17 protein-coding genes and 1 tRNA gene are annotated in these 20,564 nt (G+C 40.3%); 9 read left to right on the forward strand and 9 right to left on the reverse strand.

What is annotated here, in order from left to right; all coding sequences use genetic code 11:
• The first annotated feature begins 249 nt into the window (after positions 1 to 249).
• Positions 250 to 1,650 carry an asparagine--tRNA ligase gene (asnS, locus tag CQ839_RS07030; protein ID WP_103667565.1) on the forward strand — a complete coding sequence of 467 codons (1,401 nt, stop codon included), beginning with the start codon at positions 250 to 252 and terminating at the stop codon, positions 1,648 to 1,650.
• Between the two features lie 68 nt (positions 1,651 to 1,718).
• On the opposite strand, the gene guaD is transcribed toward asnS, so the two are convergent.
• Together guaD and CQ839_RS07040 are read right to left on the reverse strand one after the other, a co-directional pair.
• Positions 1,719 to 3,050: a guanine deaminase gene (gene guaD, locus CQ839_RS07035; protein ID WP_103667566.1), complete on the reverse strand. Its 1,332-nt coding sequence runs from the start codon at positions 3,048 to 3,050 to the stop codon at positions 1,719 to 1,721.
• A gap of 249 nt (positions 3,051 to 3,299) precedes the next feature.
• The gene (locus CQ839_RS07040) at positions 3,300 to 3,923 is read right to left on the reverse strand and encodes a ribonuclease H-like domain-containing protein (protein WP_103667567.1); all 624 of its coding nucleotides are present in this window, start codon (positions 3,921 to 3,923) and stop codon (positions 3,300 to 3,302) included.
• A 1,026-nt stretch (positions 3,924 to 4,949) separates the two neighbouring features.
• Between CQ839_RS07040 and CQ839_RS07045 the strand changes: the two genes are divergently transcribed.
• Positions 4,950 to 6,317: a hypothetical protein gene (locus tag CQ839_RS07045; RefSeq protein ID WP_103667568.1), complete on the forward strand. Its 1,368-nt coding sequence runs from the start codon at positions 4,950 to 4,952 to the stop codon at positions 6,315 to 6,317.
• 207 nt (positions 6,318 to 6,524) lie between these two features.
• On the opposite strand, the gene CQ839_RS07050 is transcribed toward CQ839_RS07045, so the two are convergent.
• The 4 genes from CQ839_RS07050 to CQ839_RS07065 all read right to left on the reverse strand — a co-directional run bounded on the left by CQ839_RS07050 (position 6,525) and on the right by CQ839_RS07065 (position 9,879).
• A complete protein-coding gene (locus CQ839_RS07050) occupies positions 6,525 to 7,568 on the reverse strand; it encodes a YheT family hydrolase (RefSeq protein WP_103667569.1) in 1,044 nt (347 codons plus the stop codon).
• Between the two features lie 228 nt (positions 7,569 to 7,796).
• A tRNA-Ser gene (locus CQ839_RS07055) sits at positions 7,797 to 7,883 on the reverse strand.
• A gap of 161 nt (positions 7,884 to 8,044) precedes the next feature.
• Positions 8,045 to 9,211 carry a homocysteine biosynthesis protein gene (locus CQ839_RS07060; RefSeq protein WP_103667570.1) on the reverse strand — a complete coding sequence of 389 codons (1,167 nt, stop codon included), beginning with the start codon at positions 9,209 to 9,211 and terminating at the stop codon, positions 8,045 to 8,047.
• A gap of 191 nt (positions 9,212 to 9,402) precedes the next feature.
• On the reverse strand, positions 9,403 to 9,879 hold the full coding sequence (locus CQ839_RS07065) for a YbjN domain-containing protein (protein WP_103667614.1): 477 nt from the start codon (positions 9,877 to 9,879) through the stop codon (positions 9,403 to 9,405).
• Positions 9,880 to 10,122: 243 nt separating this feature from the next.
• On the opposite strand from CQ839_RS07065, the gene metK reads away from it, so the two are divergent.
• Positions 10,123 to 11,361 carry a methionine adenosyltransferase gene (metK, locus tag CQ839_RS07070; protein WP_103667571.1) on the forward strand — a complete coding sequence of 413 codons (1,239 nt, stop codon included), beginning with the start codon at positions 10,123 to 10,125 and terminating at the stop codon, positions 11,359 to 11,361.
• Between the two features lie 253 nt (positions 11,362 to 11,614).
• On the opposite strand, the gene larB is transcribed toward metK, so the two are convergent.
• Both larB and CQ839_RS07080 read right to left on the reverse strand, forming a co-directional pair.
• Positions 11,615 to 12,379, reverse strand: a complete 765-nt coding sequence (larB, locus tag CQ839_RS07075) for a nickel pincer cofactor biosynthesis protein LarB (RefSeq protein ID WP_103667572.1) — start codon at positions 12,377 to 12,379, stop codon at positions 11,615 to 11,617.
• A gap of 61 nt (positions 12,380 to 12,440) precedes the next feature.
• Positions 12,441 to 13,367: an FTR1 family protein gene (locus CQ839_RS07080; RefSeq protein ID WP_103667573.1), complete on the reverse strand. Its 927-nt coding sequence runs from the start codon at positions 13,365 to 13,367 to the stop codon at positions 12,441 to 12,443.
• A 348-nt stretch (positions 13,368 to 13,715) separates the two neighbouring features.
• On the opposite strand from CQ839_RS07080, the gene CQ839_RS07085 reads away from it, so the two are divergent.
• Together CQ839_RS07085 and CQ839_RS07090 are read left to right on the forward strand one after the other, a co-directional pair.
• Complete coding sequence (locus tag CQ839_RS07085) at positions 13,716 to 14,498, forward strand: RNA methyltransferase (protein WP_103667574.1); 783 nt, start codon at positions 13,716 to 13,718, stop codon at positions 14,496 to 14,498.
• A 166-nt stretch (positions 14,499 to 14,664) separates the two neighbouring features.
• Entirely contained in the window at positions 14,665 to 15,309 is a 645-nt protein-coding gene (locus tag CQ839_RS07090) for a GAF domain-containing protein (protein WP_103667575.1), read from the forward strand.
• Here the strand turns inward: CQ839_RS07090 and CQ839_RS07095 are convergent.
• Positions 15,306 to 15,845 carry a hypothetical protein gene (locus CQ839_RS07095; protein ID WP_103667576.1) on the reverse strand — a complete coding sequence of 180 codons (540 nt, stop codon included), beginning with the start codon at positions 15,843 to 15,845 and terminating at the stop codon, positions 15,306 to 15,308. The genes CQ839_RS07090 and CQ839_RS07095 overlap by 4 nt on opposite strands.
• Before the next feature lie 128 nt (positions 15,846 to 15,973).
• Between CQ839_RS07095 and aroH the strand changes: the two genes are divergently transcribed.
• From aroH to CQ839_RS07115, 4 genes are all read left to right on the forward strand, one after another.
• Positions 15,974 to 16,354, forward strand: a complete 381-nt coding sequence (gene aroH / locus CQ839_RS07100) for a chorismate mutase (protein WP_103667577.1) — start codon at positions 15,974 to 15,976, stop codon at positions 16,352 to 16,354.
• 73 nt (positions 16,355 to 16,427) lie between these two features.
• A complete protein-coding gene (locus CQ839_RS07105; RefSeq protein ID WP_103667578.1) occupies positions 16,428 to 18,458 on the forward strand; it encodes a tetratricopeptide repeat protein in 2,031 nt (676 codons plus the stop codon).
• Positions 18,459 to 18,527: 69 nt separating this feature from the next.
• Entirely contained in the window at positions 18,528 to 19,583 is a 1,056-nt protein-coding gene (locus tag CQ839_RS07110) for a HindVP family restriction endonuclease (protein WP_103667579.1), read from the forward strand.
• On the forward strand, positions 19,583 to 20,554 hold the full coding sequence (locus tag CQ839_RS07115) for a DNA cytosine methyltransferase (RefSeq protein ID WP_103667615.1): 972 nt from the start codon (positions 19,583 to 19,585) through the stop codon (positions 20,552 to 20,554). Before CQ839_RS07110 ends, CQ839_RS07115 begins: the two co-directional genes overlap by 1 nt.
• The last annotated feature ends 10 nt before the right edge of the window (positions 20,555 to 20,564 follow it).

The following is a 20,564-nucleotide window of genomic DNA, read 5'->3' on the forward strand; positions in this document are numbered from 1 at the left end:
GCTTTAAATTTGATTTTAATTTTAATATTTTATTTAGATTTTGACTGTGCTTTATCATTTTTCAGGTATTACGACTTGATCATTGACGAGGCAAAACTATAAATATTTGGGGAATTTTTCTAGAGGGGAAATAAGGTTTCTGACGATCCTATGCTCCAAAATGTTAGGATACTTGCCTGAGCTGAGTGATTGCTGATTTCATCGCTCTGCCAACTATTCACAGATATTTCTAGCGATTATTTCTAGCATATGGTATCTCCAAGAATTATTGACCTATTGCGTAGTGGTCAAACTAATGACTCATATATTGTTCGTGGTTGGGTACGGACAAAGCGCGAAGGTAAGGGGATATCCTTCTTAGAACTTAATGATGGATCGTCTTTACAGGGATTACAAATCGTTTTACCACAGACAATTGATGGCTATGAAACTCTAGTTAAACAGATAACAACAGGCACATCGATTGAGGTATCTGGAACTCTAGTTGAGTCTATGGGCAAAGGACAAAGGGTGGAAATGCAAGCGACAGCGATCGCAGTTTTTGGCACAGCCGATCCAGAGACTTATCCTTTGCAGAAAAAACGTCACTCCATTGAATTTCTGCGTACGATCGCCCATCTGCGTCCTCGCACCAATATGTTTGGGGCTGTGTTTCGAGTGCGAAATGCCTGTGCTTTTGCAATTCATAAGTTTTTTCAAGAACGTGGTTTTTTGTGGGTGCATACGCCGATTGTCACAGCTAGTGATTGTGAAGGTGCAGGCGAAATGTTTGGTGTCACCACTTTTGACTTAAATAAAGTGGCGGCAGCGGGTAAACCCATAGATTTTGCGCAAGACTTTTTTGGAAAGCCAGCATTTTTGACCGTAAGTGGTCAGCTAGAAGCAGAAATTATGGCGATGGCATTTTCTAATGTCTATACTTTTGGTCCTACTTTTCGAGCGGAAAACTCGAATACTTCGCGTCACCTTGCTGAGTTTTGGATGATTGAGCCAGAAGTTGCCTTTTGCGATCTTGAAGGTGATGCTGATCTTGCCGAAGATTTCCTCAAATATATTTTTAATTATGTTTTGGAAACCTGTCCCGAAGATATGGAGTTTTTCCAAGAACGGGTCAATAATCAAGTGATGACCAATGCTCGTAAAATTGTCGATGAGCAATTTGAGCGAGTTACCTATACAGAGGCGATCGCCATTCTCGAGAAGTGCAGCAAAACCTTTGAATTTCCTGTGTCATGGGGATTAGATCTGCAATCGGAGCATGAAAGATTTTTAGCTGAAGAGCATTTCCAAAAGCCAGTAATCGTGATGGATTATCCCCTTGGGATCAAAGCATTTTATATGCGCGTAAATGAAAATACATCCAGCGATCGCCAAACTGTACGAGCTATGGATATTCTTGCCCCAGGGGTGGGTGAAATTATTGGTGGTTCACAGAGGGAAGAGCGCCTTGATGTATTGGAAGCCAGAATTCGCAGTGTTGGTCTAAATCCTGAAGATTATTGGTGGTATCTGGATTTACGTCGTTATGGTACTGTTCCACATGCTGGTTTTGGACTTGGTTTTGAGCGCTTAGTTCAATTCATCACAGGCATGGGTAACATTCGCGACGTGATTCCATTCCCTCGTTTTCCTCAAAGTGCAGAATTTTAACTCTGTCGGGACATAAAACCCAATAAACAATTGGCGGCGCTTCGCGCCGCCAATTGTTTATTGGGTTTTTAAAATTCTGCTTTTTCGCCCATGATATAAGTTGCGGCGATCGCACGATCATCACCCATGATGATTGTGGCAAATAGTTGATCGGAGATTTCGGTAAGTGTAGGTAGATTAGCCGAATCAAATGATTTATTTCTTAAAGCCATAATTGGCGTTGAGCGTAAATTTAGCACTACAAAATCGGCTTCTTTACCAACTTCAAAATTCCCTAATTTATCTTCAAGACATAAAGCTCTTGCACCACCTAAAGTAGCCAAAAATAATGCTTGAATGGCTGAAAGTTTTTGCGATCGCAACTGAGCGACTTGATAGGCAGCGCTAGCGGTGCGTAAAATCGAGAAACTAGTTCCTGCGCCCACATCCGTTCCCAATCCTACTTTTACAGGTGTTTCTAGAGATTTTGCCTTTTCTATTTTAAAGAGTCCGCTCCCCAAAAATAGATTAGATGTTGGGCAAAACGCGATCGCAGATTTTGCTTCTGATAATCTCGCAAATTCCTGATCTGTAAGCTGCACTCCATGAGCAAATATTGATCTCTCACCAACTAAACCTGCGCGATCATAGACATCTAGATAACCTTCACTTTCTGGAAACGCAGCCGCCACCGCTTCTACTTCTTTCACATTCTCTGAAAGATGGGTGTGTAAATAAACATCAGGAAATTCCACCAAGAGTTTGCTGATGTTAGTTAATTGCTCTGGTGTCGATGTCAGTGCAAATCTTGGTGTGACTGCGTAAAGTAGGCGATCGCACTTGTGCCATTTCTCGATTAACTGCTTAGTTTCTACATAGGAAGATACGGCCGTATCCCTCAAAAATTCAGGAGCATTGCGATCCATCATCACCTTGCCAGCAATCATGCGCAAATTGCGACGCTGTGCCTCTTCAAAAAAAGCATCTGTAGATTGAGGAAATACTGCCGTAAATACTAGTGCTGTCGTAGTTCCATTTCGCAATAATTCATCAAGAAAAATAGAAGCAATTTCCAATGCATAATTGCGATCGGCAAACTTCCGTTCTGTTGGAAATGTATAAGTACTCAGCCATTCTAATAATTGCTCACCATAGGAAGCAATCATCTCCGTCTGCGGAAAATGAATATGAGTATCGATAAATCCTGAAACAATCAGATGATCTCGGTAATCAGAGATGAGAATATCTGCATATTTAGTTTGTAACTCTTCATAACTACCTAAGTCTTTAACTTTGCCATTTTCAACTACCAGCAAGCCATCGGGAAAATAGCGAACACAATCAGATTCTGGGGCATAAAATGGATCAGCGATCGTGTCTAGAAAACTGGCTCGAAACCCTTTGATAGTTTGATGTGGCATAGTATAGAAAAATAGGAACGAATCAGTAATAGGTTGAAAAAAGCTTTTTTTTCCAAGATAAACCTATTTTTCGCGTTTTTTGACCTTTACCATAGTCGCAAAAAGTACAATTCAAAACCCAAAAGATGATTGGCAGCGCGAAGCTCCACCAATCATCTTTTGGATTTTATGTCCTAAGCAAAACTTGCATTGCTATAAATATACAAAATATAAAAAATTGGTTGGTACTAAGAATAGCCTAAATTTTTACTAATGGGCAAAAACATCCGCATAACCTAGTAAATCTAAATAAACAAGTGTTGGAATATGCGCAAAACAAGCTTTTGCCAAATCGTAGCGATTTTCTCGAATCAGCATATCAATCAATTTGCGATAAACCGTTAATAGATAGCGCACATCATTGGCTGCATAGTGTAGCTGGGCTTCTGAGAGAACTTTGACATTCCCCCAATCTGAAGACTGCGAAGTTTTGTCTAATTCAATTTTTTCAAGTTCGCGCACTAATTCCTTTAAGCCATGCTTGTCTGTGTATGTCCTCGCCAGTTTGCTAGCAATTTTAGTACAAAAAATTGGATGAGTGGCAATGCTGAGATGCGCTTCCAGCATCGCTACATCAAACCTCGCAAAGTGAAAAACTTTAGTAACGTTGGGTGCTTCAAACAAATACTTAAGGTTGGGTGCATCTTTAATTCCCTGTGCAAGTCGAACTAAACTTACAGTCTCATCATCATTGCAAATTTGGATTAAGCAAAGGCGATCGCGTCTGGGGATAAGCCCCATAGTTTCAGTATCAACTGCGATCGCTTCACAGCCAAGATATTCTTGGAGAGTCTCAAAATCAATATCGTTATCAAAGATTTTAAAGGCTGGCATCTTAGTTTTTTGGTTAGATTCGTAAATTGTCTCTAGCAGTTATACAGCTTTTACAAAACAAAATTTAGTAATTCTCATTATAAAAGTTAGTTTTGGGATAAAGTCAGTCGGCTGTAAAGTTTAATTAAACTCAATTTTTTCCGCAAAAAACTTATGACTATCTACCTTTCAAAATAAGATTTGCTGCCGAAAAGCATTTCTATAGGTAATACTGACAAAATCAGCTCTTCTTTTTGGATTGCAGAAACCTAAAGATTTTCACTATCCAAAATCATCTTTAGCAAGATAAGGAACTTTTTAAGTACGCTATTTGTAGAATTGACAAATTATGGTCTTAAAGTAAGAATAATCATGCTTAATACTAAACTTTTATTTTTAGATTATTTCTATAAATAAATTTAGTGAACAATTCTTAAAATAAGCGTTTAGTATAATGACTCGACCTTACAAAGCTTATATAATAAACATAGCTCAGATTTATAGTATTGAGTAAAAGCTCTTATTGTCTAAATCAATGTTGATCAGTGTCTAAAAAACAACACTAAGGCAATAAGGTTTTTAGGCAACTCAGTATCTAAATAATAAAAATCTCATATCCATAACGTGATACTGAGAGTCGCTAAAGATTTATGTAGATCTCGCCCAAAAACGTCAGCAGTAGTTATTGAACGAACTCATTACCAAAATAAAGGTAACACTCTAAAGCCCCTCAAAGGGTTTTATATTTTTCGCCATAGATGGGTTTGATCGTAAATTACTGCAATTATTCGGATATGGACTTTTTTAGCTGAATTAAAAGTCTACTTATTAGAAAAACTTCTCTGAAACAATAAGTTGTTTGAAGGAGTCAAACTTAGAATGAATCTTTTGTTAATGGCTTAATTAAATATAATTCTAAAAAAACTGTTCCGTCCGCTCAGCGCTCATCATAGTTTTTGAATAAGGTCTTTAATTAAGTCAATGCACTTAGAATCTAGTCAAATTTGAAATTTAAGATTTTTTGCTATTGTTCAAGAAAATATTGATATGGCACAGTTTTACAATAAAAATCAATCTCACAGATTTTCTGAACAAGTTACCGATATAACTACAGGTAGCATTGAGAAAGCTCAGCAACATATCTATAATTTCTTCTTGGAAATCATAAAGCGTTATGAATCTGAAGTAATTTTAAATCAATTTGAGAAACTATTTATTAAGTATGAAGAAACTGATAATGTTAGTGCTTATCATGCTCTAGGTGAAATTATATTTCACAACAAAGAAGCTGAGTTTAAATATACTCTTTTACGTTGTTGCTATATTCTCAATAATAACTGGGCAATCAATGGAAATATTAGCGCTTGCCAGAGGTTGGTTGACTTCTTCTTAGCAGATTCAATTGGCATTCCTACAAGAATTCACAAATTAAAAAAGCTAAGGCAGTGGTTACAAAGCTTTGTTCAATCTGAAGAATATAATACTTTGCGATCGCTGTCAGGTAGACCAGGCGTTCGCAAAGCCTATCATAACTGGAGTGAACGATTTTCTTCTTATCTATTGATATCAGAATATGCTGATCCAAGAAAACCATTAGAACAACGCCAATACGCGGAGAATTTATCTCGTAAGATAAAAAAGCAATTTAAGTTTGATCTCGCAATGTATACCGCTCGTATTGATTCAAATTCAGGGGCAAATCCTCAGCGTCAAAATCCAACTAATTTAGGCGATGGGGTATTACTTCTAATCAAAAGAGTGCTGAATAAACAAGGTAATGAGAACTATCGAAAAGCTGCTAGAAATCTTTACGATCATGCTCAAAATATAACTTTTGTAGAATTTAAATCCAGATTACTTGGCTATTTAGGCATATCACAAGATGATTTGGAAATATCAGAAGTATTCCGTTTGACGGTTGTACAGAAATTAAAACATTTTCAAGAACATCGTAATGATGAATTAATGACTCTTAGCTTATTATATGTAACTTGTAATCGGGTTTTGCAATATCTATTATTAAGTGAGCGGGGGAAGCCGTCTGAATTTCTACAATTATCATTAGAATATGATAATTTCCTCAATCCTATAATTTTGTTGCTAAAGATTGTATTAATTCAGCCGCAAATTCGCTTTTATTTAGAAGGATATGTGGCTGAATTAATCAAGTTTTATAGTGTCTATGAAGAAACTGAATGTCAAGCCTTCATTAATTTTCTTGATGTGTTGAATGTCACGTTAGCAATTTTTGATGAGGATACAGACTATAGCTTGATTAAAATGAAAAATATTGAGAATGATTTAACAGATATTAATTTAGATAACTATCGTATTTTTTCACAACTAAAGAGGCTAGTAGATAGAGGTAAGCAAACAGTTGACAAAGAAGATACGACCGAAACCTTAAATTTTTAGTATGCTGACTTAAGAAACCATTTAAGAATTGTCTAGATCCCCCCCAGCCCCCCTTAAAAAGGGGGGAGAATTAAATTCTTCCCCCTTTTTAAGGGGGATTGAGGGGGATCTCTTAGGGCTTTTGACCGCAGAAAGTAATTCTTAAATGGTTTCTAAGCAATAAGAGCAGACTTGTCCGCAACAATGGCAAGTCTGCTCTTGTTGCTTTTATGCGAATAATTCTATCCATTCAAAAATGCGATTCCATGCCCACCATCGATCGCGATCGCCATATTGGTTCTGGCATTTTTTGCTACTAACATAGCCAACATGACCACCGTACTGTGTCAGCATTAGTTTTATTGCAGGGTTGTCTTGAGCAATTTTTTCTAAGTCTGAAATAATCACTGGATCAAACATCGGATCATCCGCAGCATAAAGAATAAAGGTTGGCTTTTGCAAATGCGGCATGAAATATAACGGACAACTGGCATCGTAATATTCCTCTACCGAGTCAAAGCCTAATTTGGCGATTGTTAATTCGTTATCAAATCCCCAAATGCTGTTAGCTCGTTCTACTGCATCGCGAGCTATCGTGTCAGGATGCATTTTTGCCATGCCACGACCAAGCTTCTTCAATTCACGTGCGATCGCCTTTTCGAGAAATTTTCCCAGTTCGTCTTTAACTAAATAAGTAAGCGAGCGATTGGAGTCAACACTAGGACAGATTACCGCACCGCCCGCAATATCAGCGGATGTAATTTCTAGATCGCTCCCCCATTCAGCGATCGATTCTCCCGCCTTAATTCCCCATAAAGCCAATTGCCCTCCGAGGGAATAACCCATTAGCCAAAAGGGTGCTGGACAGCCTAGTTGTTTAGCAGTATTGGCGATACGAATAAAATCTTCACCTTCATACAGTCCATCGGAGGTCAGTGCTGGCGAAAGCTCGGCAGTTTTGCCATGTGCTCGCCAATCAAATAAAACTATTGCGTATCCTTTGGCAAAAGCTTTGCGACCCAAAATTTTCAGAAACCATTGATTATCTAAATCACCTGTAATTCCATAGGTTCCAACTATTGTGCCCTTAGCATTTTGAGGAATTGCATATTTCCCAAAGATGGGAACGCCCTGTGCACCAATAAATATATGCTCTTGATAGATGGGTTCTGGTTCTACCGTGAAATTTTCCCACTTTTTACTGATCCGCAGAGCCGTATAAAGAGTCATTAGCAATCCATTTTTTAGATGCCAAGGCGGAGTGTAGAACATACGAAAAATTTCCTATTTGCATTTCTTTATACCAATTCACAAAAGTGTGACAACACTTCTGTGAATTAAAAACCAAACCCTGTAAGGGTTTTAAAAACACAAAGTGGCGCAGCCACTTTGTGTTTTGGTATTACTACTATAGCTGTTGCTATTTTTAACCCTAAGCATGAAGCATTGCTTCAAAAATAAATAGGCTCCCGCATTTAGCAGGAGCCTATTCTATTACTACGGAGAGAGAGGGATTCGAACCCTCGTTAAAGTTACCCCTAAACAGCATTTCCAGTGCTGCGCCTTCAACCACTCGGCCATCTCTCCTCGCTTAACGTGACAAAAAACTCTGTTAAAGTTGTTTGCTTAATCGCGCGGATTTTAATCATACCAAAACATGACACATATGCAAAAAAAGTTATAAATAAAAAACCAAAGGTTGTGAGGTGGTGCTTAGCGCCACCTCACAACCTTTGGTTTTTACAAATCTAGAACCCTCGTACATCTTGCGGTAAAAAGGCGCGATCGCTTGGCAACATTGCTACAGGTTCTGTAAGCGTAAATTCACCTTTCACAATCCAATCCTTCAGCGTTTTAGCGGCTTCTTCGGATAAATGTAAACTAGCTAAAGGCGCAGTACGAACTGTTGAACCTGCGATCGTAATTTTGCCAGACTTGAGTTGTGCATAGGAAACAGACCCAAAAATAGGGCGTACACGTCTCGGAATCGAGAAATCAATTACAGGTGCGACTAACTCTTCATCCAAAACAGCCGCTCTTGCCACCACTTCTTCATTAATTACGGGAAGTGGTACAGCAACTCCCATCATCAAAGACGCACCATAATTACGGAAATAGCAACCACGCACCCAATCAGAAGTCATTTGCTTAGCATCGCCAATCAGAGCCAGAGTTGCCGCAGGTCCAATGGGAGTACGGTTCTCTAACCGCTTTTGTAATGGGAAGTGTTGCGTTCCTTCCCATGCCACATAGCCAATGCCACCGCCCATAAAGATACGTGTACCAATGCCAATTAATTGCAGATCAGGATCGTTCCACAATGGCGAAATTGCGCCTGGATTAGAATAAACAGCATTACCTAAGCGGGGCTGAAGTGGGCCCAGATATGTATAGAGAGTTTCTTCGCCACCATTGACCCCGACAATAAAATTCTGGTAGAGATTACGGGGATTAAATAGATAGAATTGATTAATGGATTCTTTAGTAATCGTCGTTTCAAAATTAGCGCGAGGATAGCAATCATTGGGATGTCCGATCGCTTTAAAGCTCACAGTCTTTCCTGCAATCAAATCAGCGATCACATGACCACCGCCACGATATTGCGGTGCTTCATCGGTAGGATCAGCTTCTTGAGTTGCTCCTAAATAAATATCCACTGCTCCAAATCCTGCATAGGCTGGTACACCATCTATCCAGCAAGTTCTAATCTTAATCGGTGGATCAGTATGTCCTAAATTGAGCACAGCCCCCGAGGACTCCATCGGCTCGAATGTACCTGTGACGATCACATCTACTTGCTTAGTAGCTTGAGTTACCCCGATATCTACGACAAGGGCTTTGAGTTCGGTAGCAGTAAGGACTTTAGCCTTGCCAGCTTTGATTTTGGCATTAATATCGGCGATCGTTTGAGGCATAGGACTTTGCTAAATTGCAGTTGAGTAGCTACGCACAATTAAATATAAAACCCCAAAATCTGTACCGCCCACTTAGCGAGCGGTACAGATTTTGGCTCTGGGTTTTTAATTATGCCAAGGTGCTTATCTAGAATATAGCGCTTTGCGCTCTCATAAAAAGCAAAGGGGGCACTTAGTGCCCCCTTTGCTTTTTATGGTGACCAGCCATTACTTGATAATGTGCCTGCATGAATACGATCTAAGGCGCGTTTGCCACCCCAGCGATCGACAATTTTGTCATCATATTCGTCAGCAATTTCCATCACTGCTTTAACTGAGGCTTCTAGCTCTTTCATGTCACAAGTCGAGCCAACGATTGAATGTTCAAACAGAATTTCACTGTCTGGCGATATGCCAAAGGCTCCAAAAATCATCTTGGCATTTTCTTCAAGTAAATATCGCATCAGGTCTGGCTTTAATTCTGCACCAACTACCACATACGATCGCGTATTAATAATTGCATCATCTCCATCCCAAGGAAAAACCAATACTTCTACTAACGCTGAACCCATAAATATGCCTAATCCTGGAATATCTTGGCGAGCGCAGGGACATTTACTAAATATCTCTTGCATCCACGTTACTACTTTTTCATAACAGGCTTCTTGAGCAGTAGTTTGAAATTTCAAGTTATTTGCCTCCATAGGTTTAGACAACTTTTTGATTTTGGCAATCAGATATTAGTACTTAGATTAATCAGACTATACCTATATACAGGTACATTTTAAAATGAAACCCTAAAAATAGGATGGGGCGCAAAGCGCCCCATCCTATTTTTAGGGTTTCATTTGACCCCTTGTACTATGATGGATAAATCTTAAGAGATACCAAAAATTTGCCTTATTACTTCTTACGTTTAGGAGGAAACATAGTTGGCTAGTCGCTTCTTATTTACATCTGAATCAGTTACGGAAGGTCACCCCGACAAAATTTGTGATCAAATTTCCGATACGATTCTTGATACCTTACTGGCTCAAGATCCACGATCGCGTGTTGCAGCTGAGGTTGTGGTCAACACGGGTTTGGTCTTGATCACGGGGGAAATCACCACCAAAGCGAATGTCAACTACGTCGATATTGCTCGTAAAAAAATTGCAGAAATTGGATATACCAATGCTGATAATGGCTTTTCAGCAAATAGCTGCGCGGTGATGGTAGCCCTTGACGAACAGTCTCCAGACATTGCTCAAGGGGTGAATGTTGCCCATGAAGTCCGCACTGGTGCGGAAGAAGAAGCGGATATCGAAGCCGTAGGTGCTGGCGATCAAGGCATTATGTTTGGGTTTGCTTGCGACGAAACACCCGAGTTTATGCCGATGCCGATCGCGATCGCCCACCGCTTAGCCCGTCAGTTATCAGTGGTTCGTAAAAATGGTACATTGCCATATTTACGTCCTGATGGCAAAACTCAGGTCACTGTAGTTTATGAAAACGATAAACCTGTTGCGATCGACACGATCCTAATTTCGACACAGCATGATGCGGCAATCGATGGCATTAGTGACGAAGCCAAAGTGCAAGAACGCATTAAAGCTGATCTCTGGACACATGTAGTTTTACCAAGCTTTGCCGATACATCAGTCAAGCCTAATGATCAAACCCGCTATTTGGTTAATCCAACAGGTAAGTTTGTGATCGGCGGGCCCCAAGGTGACTCAGGGCTAACGGGGCGTAAAATTATTGTTGATACTTACGGTGGCTATGCTCGTCATGGCGGTGGTGCTTTTTCGGGCAAAGATCCGACAAAGGTCGATCGCAGCGCTGCATATGCTGCTCGTCATGCTGCTAAAAATATTGTGGCAGCAGGTTTGGCTAGCAAATGCGAGTTACAAATTAGTTATGCGATCGGTGTGGCTCGTCCAACCAGTATGCATATCGATACTTTTGGTACGGGTAAGGTTGATGAAGAGACTTTGCTCCGCTTAGTCAAGGATCATTTTGATTTGCGCCCTGCGGCAATTATCAAGAATTTTGATTTGCAAAATTTACCCAGTGCTCGAAAGGGGCGTTTCTATCAAGATGTCGCTGCCTATGGTCACATGGGACGCAATGATTTAGACCTTCCTTGGGAACTTCTAGACAAAGTGGAACTCTTGAAAAAGAACGCTTAAGATTAAAAAGGCTCGCTTAGCGAGCCTTTTTAATCTTGGGATTTGAATTTCATTATTGAGTAAAAAATCGTATCGCAGGAATTCAGCCTAAAAATAAAAAAATGATCGCGTAAAAGATATACAAACTGACTAAATCATGTTTATCCCAAAACACAAAATGGCGTAACCGTTTTGTGTTTTTAAAACCATTACTGGGTTTGGTTTTTAATTCGCAAAAGCGTGACAACACTGTTGTGAATTGGTATTAAAAGCATTAAAGATCTTGCCGATCGCTTGCTAAGCGTAAAATTTTTCCTGCCAGCATCGCCGCTCCGAAGCCGTTATCGATATTTACCACACCAACACCAGTGGCACAGGAATTGAGCATCGTCAGCAAAGGCGCAAGCCCATTAAAACTAGCACCATAACCGATACTCGTCGGCACTGCCACAATCGGGCAATCTGCCAAACCTGCAACCACACTTGCCAAAGCCCCTTCCATACCCGCAACCACAATAATCACATCAGCATCCGCGATCGCATCACGATGACTGAGCAAACGGTGGATACCTGCCACACCCACATCCCAAAGCCGCTTCACTGTAAATCCACATAGCTCACCTGTGACAGCCGCTTCCTCTGCGATCGGCAGATCGGCAGTTCCTGCGGTGAGAATTGTCATTGTGCCTTGCTTTTTCATGATTGACTCACCGAGACAGCAAATTTGGGCGATCGGGTAATAGCGCAAACCGCGTAAAGATGGCTGAATAAGTTCATAAATAGAGGATGAGATTTTGGTAGCCATTACCAAGGGATTTTTGGACTCCATTACGCGCATAATCTGGACAATTTGCTCAGGTGTTTTACCTAAGCCAAAAATCACTTCAGGAAATCCTGTTCGTAAAGTGCGATGGTGATCGATTTTGGCGAAATCTCCAACCGATTCATAATGCATATATTTCAATTCTTCTAAAGCTTTCTCTGGACTAAGTTCTCCTTTCGCTACTGTTTCCAGAATTTGCTTTAAGTTGTCGTGCATAGAGATTAAATTTGCTGATTTAGGGCAAGACTTCGGATAGTGTAATGATTTTACGTTACCGTCAATTCTTCGCCACACTTTTAATAGGCTTATCTGAAAGGCTTTGGAAATATAGCAGTCCCGCAGAGGCTAGGAATGTAAAGTAAGCGATCGCTTGTCCAAAAAATAGGCGATCGCGAAAGCCAAACAAAGCTTTGAGTAAGATTCCAGGGAATTCATTGTCAGGAAGAATCTCATGCACATCCCAAACTAAACCACCTAGAAGACAAGAAGTTAATCCAGTTGTTGCATCGGTTGGGAAACAAAGCGAAGCTTGCGAGAGTTCAGCGTAGGCTGCTATGGCTTTGTCAAGATGCCCGATCGCGCTGATTACTAAACCTCCAACGATTAGTAATAGAAATATCCCCATCGCTTGAAAAAATACTTTGAGATTGATGCGAATCCCGAACTGAAACAGTGCAATCCCGATCGCTACAGCACCAACTAAACCTGCGATCGCACCCAAAATTGGCACAAGTCCACCTTGCAGCTTTGCCGAGATAAAAATCACTACTTCAAAACCTTCGCGCAAAACTGCAATTAGAATCAGCGTGAAAACTGCCCATCCTGCATTCTTTTCATTCGCGATCGCCTTACCAATTCGCCCCTCGATTTCACCCTTCAGCGCTTTAGCATTTTCAGTCATCCATACCAACATCCAACTCAGCATGGCGATCGCAGTGATTCCCAAAATGCCTTGCCACAATTGTCCATAAAAAGCTGCTTGGTCTGGGTCAGTACTTTCGACCTGTTTTAAAAACCAATTCAGTAATATCCCCACCACAAAGCTAGCTAAGATACCTGTACCAATGCCACCAAACACCCAAGGGTTAAGCGAGCTGCGATCGACTTTTTTGAGATAAGCCATCACGATGCCCACCACAAGGGCGGCTTCAACACCTTCGCGTAAAGTAATCGCAAAAATCGGTAAGGCTGCACTGAAATCCATATAAGTTTCCTTTAGGTTTTTTTAGTAACTCTCTCTCATCCTTTATCAAAGGTAACCTATACAAACTGCGATCGCCTCTAACAACTAGTCAAATTAGGGATTACGCAAATAAACCAAGAACTTAAGTGTGGTCTAAAAGCTCAATTCTGCTTCAGCAGGCTGAAAAATACCTTTAATCAAACCGTTTCATTGGGCTTGAGATTTTAGACAACACTTAAGTTCTTGGTTTGTTTTGGACTTTATGGTGACGGCTTTGCGATTTTCAAGCAAGCGAGGTACAGAGGGTTGAGAAACGCTATATATTAAAATGTGCATGAATAAAAAAATATTTATCGTAGGAATTAGCAATTGCTCACCAGTACAAAAAATCCATTAGTTAAGCAACTGAGATCGCTTGGTGAGAATGCTAAAGATCGGAAAGAGCAAGGACTGTTTTTAGTAGAAGGAACTCATGCCCTAATAGAAGCGATCGCCACAGCTTATCCACTTTCAGTAGTCTGCTGTACCGAAAAATGGATCGCAGTGAATCCCTATTTGTATGAACAGATTGCAGCCATTGATACGATCGAAAGATTAGAAATTGTCTCTGAAGAAGTGATTCAGGCGATCGCTACGACCAAAAATCCTGATGGGGCGATCGCAGCAGCATTTATGCCATCTCGCAAAGTCGCCAAGATCAAGTCATTGGGTTTAGCTTTAGAAACAATTCAAGATCCAGGTAATATTGGAGCGATCGTGCGATCGGCAGTTGCCGTGGGGATTGATGGTATGTTGGTAAGTAGCGATAGTGTCGATTTGACTAATCCCAAAATTATTCGGGCTACCGCAGGACAATGGTTTCGCTGTGCGATGCAAACATCCACACATATCGCCGATGATATTCGCAAATTGCAAGCACAGGGCGTAAAAGTAATCGCCACATTAGCAAATGCACCCAAAACCTATTGGGATTATGACTTTACGCAACCGACTTTGATTTTGCTGGGTAATGAAGGCAATGGACTATCTCAAGAATTAATTGAACTTGCGGATGAAACTGTATCGATTCCACAAAGCGATCACGTAGAATCCTTAAATGTGGCTATTTGTGCGGCATTACTGCTCTATGAAGCAAAACGTCAGCGATCGTAGATAAGTAACTGTGCAGAATAAATTACCGAAACCCTTAGTGGTTGTCCCCCTGCGGGTTTAGATTTGCAATTAATTATGCGCAGTTACTTATCTAAAACGCTGTAAAAATCTCTTAAAACCCAAAAATCGGTTTACACTTTTTTGAAGCAGCACATCGGAATCGTGTATGAACCTAAAAAAAATCAACTCACAAGAGCCGCCAATTCACAATCGCTTAAATGTAGTTCCTTTCCAATCGAGTCTGGAAGATAAATCGTTACTAATAGCAGCTCAAGCTGCGATCCAGTTACAAACAAATTTACTAAAAAGCTCAATTTCCTATGCTCAGTCCATAAATGGTAGTCTCATTCTCAAAACTACTCTCAAACATACATTGGAAATTCTTACCCAATATAGTGATACAGCTGAAGGAAGCATCTTTTTGATCGATGAAGATGGAGCGATCGTGGAGAGCATCTTGGCTCGAAGTCCCGTGAATCGGGATCTCAAAGATTCTGTGATTTCTAAAGTGTTAGATGATGGTTTGGCAGGATGGACTTTGCGCCATCGACAGATCGGGCTTATCTATGATGCGACTATCGACGACCGTTGGGTACAATTGCCTAATCAACCATATGACGCTCGCTCAGCTTTGGCCGTCCCTCTAATCTATGGCATCGATGTGATCGGAATTATCACATTGACACACCCTAATCCTAACCATTTCGATGAAGAGCTAGCTATGGTGATGCAATATAGCATGGAAATTATTACAGGAATAATAGTTAACGCTCAATTACACGCAAAGTATAAACTTTTAGATTTAGTTTAATGCGGAAATGTTAATGCCGTATAAATCGTCCAGCCATCCATTAGTAGTAATAACAGAGTAAACACCAGCAAAATTAGATACATCCAAGGTTGAGCCAGAGGACGAACATCTCTCATGTCGATCCCTATGCGTTCTTCAACCTGTTTTACTAATCGGGTAAAGCCAACTACTCGCATCGGCAATAAATAAGCTTGCTCTGAGTCTTTACTGACAAAATAATAAACAATGCCGCCTTGTCCAGTAATTCTTGGTTTGAGAGCCTTGATATTTTGCCAATCCAATGACCAACCCTTACGCAAAAAAGTAGGAAACCAGCGCGGATAGACTAAGCTTATGCCTTGATTATTTAGAATTAGGCGATCGCTAAGAGCCCCATACAAAAATATAAAACCGATCGCTAAGCCAACACTTAGCCAAGAGGCAGGAATAGCAGCATGGGTAAAGTTACTCAAAAATGGTAAAGGAGCAGTGAGAGCTACATATAACAGCAGTAATGTAACCCGAATCAGTGGTGAAACTTTAAAGACTTCGGTCATATTCACTAGGGATTTTATGTTTTAGGCGATCGCAATTAACTTAACATTGTTTTTTAGGGGTAATCTGATTCATGATGAATATGATTAAACATCAAAAACATTTACATACAGTACGGATGGTGTAAAACGTGGGTTGGCGTGTACGTGGCGTTCGTGGTGCAACAACAGTTGAGGCAAATACATACGAAGCCCTAGAGAGGGCTGTGTTGGAACTTATGGAGGAGATCGAGGCACAAAATGACATTGATCCGCGCGAAATAGTAAGTGCTACTTTTTCGGCAACAATAGATATTGATGTGGTCTTTCCTGCCAAAATCGCCCGATCGCGATCGCAATGGGAAAATGTCCCGCTTTTAGATGTGCAACAAATGTATGTTAAGGGTAGTTTAGAGCGTTGTATCAGGGTATTAATTCATGTGAATACACCACTTGAGCAACATCAAATCAAGCATATTTACCTAAACGGAGCTAGAGATTTACGTCCTGATCTCGTTTACGCTCAAATTTGAGAAAATATAGGGAGTGCGTCGCACTCCCTATATTTTCTCGGTACAATCAGTTCAAACGTAAGATAATACCCCTATGGTCACAAGAATTTTTCTGTGTAACGAGCAGACAGAGCCAGAGATTCGCGATTTTATTCGTGAAGCGATCGCCGATATCTCTGAGGGGGAGCAGTATATCGTTACGTGGAACTGCGGCAATATTCAAACACTTAAGGTGGGCGATCGCGCTTATTTTAAGCGGATCGGGAGTGCCAATCAGGGCTATTTTGCGTCGGGGACAATAGTTCCTGCCGATCGTGAATATCAACTTAAACTGCGATCGGCGCGGTATCGCGAACTGAGCGAAGCCTATGACATTGACTCACAAGCCAATAACTTTCGTGTATGGGTAGCTTGGGATGCCTGTGTGACCTTTGATGAGCCACTCAGGACAGATTATTTACGGCAGTTGCCCCACTTTCAGGGAATGCCCCTCGAACCACAAACCGATGCGGGAGTATTTCGTGAAGAATATGTGCGGATGCTTGATCGCGAATGGGAGAAACAAACTCAAAAGGCATTTCGAGCTGGCAAGGGGATTAGCTTAATCGATGTGTATTACCGCTGGGGCTTAGAAGATATTCAGCAAGGATTCCCTCAGGATGCGCTGGAATCCTTTCGGCAAGCACTTAAGCTCAATCCTAATTTCATCAAGGCATATCTAGGCTTAGGTGATGCCCATGTAAGTTTACGCGAATATGCTAAAGCCGTAGGTGACTACGGCAAAGCAATATCTATGCGACCCGACAAGGCGCGTTTAGCCTATTTTAAGCGTGGCGAAATTAATTTTTTGTTGGGGCAACTTCAGCAAGCGATGGCAGATTTTCAGGCCTCGATTGCGATCGATCCAAATTTTGCTGATGCTCAAATGTCTCTTGGCAATACATACTTCAAGCTCAAGAGTTACGAACAGGCGATCGCTTGTTATAGTCGCACCATGGAGTTAAGCCCCAACCTTGACCTAGCTGCATTTCGGCGGGGGAGATCACATTACATTCTCAAAGAATTTCCTGAAGCGCTTCGCGATTTTAGCTATGCGATCGAGTTGCAGCCGAGTAATGTTGATGCCTATTACTATCGCGGCTTAACCTATTCTCAACCTGATATTGCTGATGAGACTCTCGCGGGTGATGATTTACGCAAAGCGATCGTCCTATATCAAACTCAGGGTAAACCTGACAAGGCGAAAAAAGCTAAGGAATTTTTAGAAACTCTTGCGATTGATTCTTTGCCTAAGGCAAGACCAAGAAGTAGCTTTGCGATCGCAGCTTCTGCCACAGACCCAGTCATAGATACTGCCACCGAAGCGATAGCTACCGAAGTCCCGCTAGCTATGGCTACGAGTATTGATGATAGGGATGAGGAGTCTAGCAAGCTAATTATTGAGACAGAGCCAATTGCTAATGAGGTCGCCATCTCAAAAGCTGAAGAGGCAATATCGGACTTGACTGAAGCGATCGAAAAGATCATGGAAGTTGAGAAAATTGTCGAAAAAATTGTAGAAGTAGAAAAAATTGTTGAGGTTGAGAAGATTGTTGAAGTAGAAAGAATAGTCGAGGTTGAGAAATTTGTTGAAGTTGAGAAGGTTGTCGATCGCGTAGTTGAGAAGTTTGTTGATCGGGTAGTTGAGAGGGTCGTCGAAAAACCGATTCCCTTCTCTATTGAAGATCCGAGTACTGCGGAAAAACTGGCGATGATCTCAGTGATGGCGCAATATATGCGCGATGGCTGGATGGTGCGATCGGTTGATAAATCTCAGGTTGGGTACGATCTTGAATGTGCCAAAGACGGCATTTGCGAAGCAGTGGTAATTAAAAGCTTCACTAGCGATCGCGAGTCCTTTGCAATTTCTGCGATCGAGATTGAGAATGCCCGTAGCAATAAAGATTTTGTGCTGTGGGTCGTAAGCGGCGCAGCCGAAAATCCTGAATTACGCTGTCTACGCGGACGAGAACTATTCGAGCAATTCGACCTCGATCCTCTAGCCTTCGCCGCCAAAGTTCGGCAGTCAACCGTGCAATTAGAATTTGCACCAGTTTCTCTAGAAATGCCACAATTTGAGCAGTAATTTTAGTGATTTCCATTTTCTATTAAGGTCTGGATTAATTACATCAGTTAGCGATATAAGAATGGGTTAATGGCAACACAAGCGAAGTTATTTGGTCTAGACAATTCAAATCGAGATTTTACTAAGGTAGATGCTTGGGGTAAAAATCAATTTAACTCAAGTTTTCCAGCCGCTTTATCTTGTTATCTCGATCATCAAGAATTGGCTGCTAATTATATAGCAATCACAAATCAAAAATTTGGGATAAGTTTAATTGATATTACCAATGTTTTTGGAATGAAGCCCAATGGAACTAGCGTATATTTTGCATTTGAAGCACAATATACTCCATTTCAAAAATATATTGTTGGCACTTTACCTAGAACTGATTTAGTAATTCAAGATAGTTCGACAGGACAATGTTTACGAGGTTTAGAAGTTAAATTAACTGCATTACCTGATAATACAACTTGCAACTTGAGTGATGATAAATTTGGTTCTGAAATTGTGGTCAGACCAGACACAATAGTATATTTAGCTGCAAGTATAGTCAGCACAAGTATTGAGATAGTTAGACAACATATCGAAAGCAGTGCTGTATTTGTTGAGAATTGGTCAGATGCAAGAGAAGTAATTACTAGCATTACAAAAATTATTAGCTGTATCTCTGATATCAGTATTGATATTGAGAAAAATCAATCGCCGTTCCTTTTACATCCAATTTGGAAGACTGTTGGAAAATCACCAAAGCTTGCCGAGAATTGTCTTGATGTTTTTGTATGGAGTGATGCAGCTTTTGCTTGGTTTATATCACAAGTATCTAAAAATGATAATTCTGCGACTCAAATAACTCGCCAAACGCGAACAAGTATCTGGTTATATAAAATGCTTTTGGATATCTGCATTAATGGCAGATGTGACTATAAAGATATTATTGACAAGCTTTCTTACAATACTAAAAATGATAAAGCTTTTGCATCCGCAGGGAACGTAACGAATCCCTATATGTCATGTGAGAACTTGATATCTCCCAGAATTAGAAAAGACGAAATTAAAAATATTATTTTGGGTGGTGGTCAAAATCTACTTAGTCCAGAACGTAGATTTGATGCAATTATTTTCAATTCGCCAGAGTTATTCTCATGATTACTACTATTGATTTGTTTAGTGGTTGCGGTGGTCTATCTCTTGGCTTTCAGAAAGCGGGGGTTGATATTTTAGCGGCTATTGACAACTGGGATATTGCGCTGGATATTTACAGGGAAAACTTTAATCACCCAGTTATTCAACAAGATTTATCTGAGGAAGTTACCTCGATTAAAATAATTCGTAAATTTGCACCAGAGATGATCATTGGAGGGTCGCCATGTCAAGATTTTTCGAGTGCTGGAAAACGCGATGTAAATGGTGATCGCGCAAATCTAACTTACAACTTTGCAAATATTGTCTGTGAAATCAAACCTAAATGGTTTGTGATGGAAAATGTTCAGAGAATCACTAAAAGTCCTATTCTTCCGCAAATATCTGACCAGTTAAGAAGATGTGGCTATGGTTTATCTAGTGTTGTTTTAGATGCATCTCTATGTCATGTACCACAATCGCGATCTCGTTTTTTCTTGATTGGTGAATTTGGTGGTAAACAAAATGCTTTAGTAGATTTATTTAAGATTGATTTAGCAAATAAACCGATGACAATTAGAGATTATCTTGGCGATAAGTTGAAGCTACAATACTACTATCGACATCCTAGAAGCTATGCTCGAAGGGGAATTTTTTCGATTGACGAGCCAAGTCCAACTATCAGAGGTGTTAATCGTCCAATACCTGCAAATTATAAATTGCATAGTGGCGATCCACAGGATATTGATATTTCCACAATTAGACCTTTATCAACTATTGAACGTAGTTATCTTCAAACATTCCCAGAATCATTTAAGTTTTTTGGAACTAAAACAAATCTAGAACAAATGATTGGTAATTCTGTACCAGTGAATTTAGCTTATTTTGTGGCTTCTACTATTTTGAAATACATGAAACAAGAAATTGATTTACATAACTTAAGCCATCACATTAATCCAGTTTTAGAAAATTTTGGAAATATAGCCATCTCCCATTAAGCTATTATTC

Source organism: Pseudanabaena sp. BC1403 (genome assembly GCF_002914585.1).
Classification (GTDB): Bacteria; Cyanobacteriota; Cyanobacteriia; order Pseudanabaenales; family Pseudanabaenaceae; genus Pseudanabaena.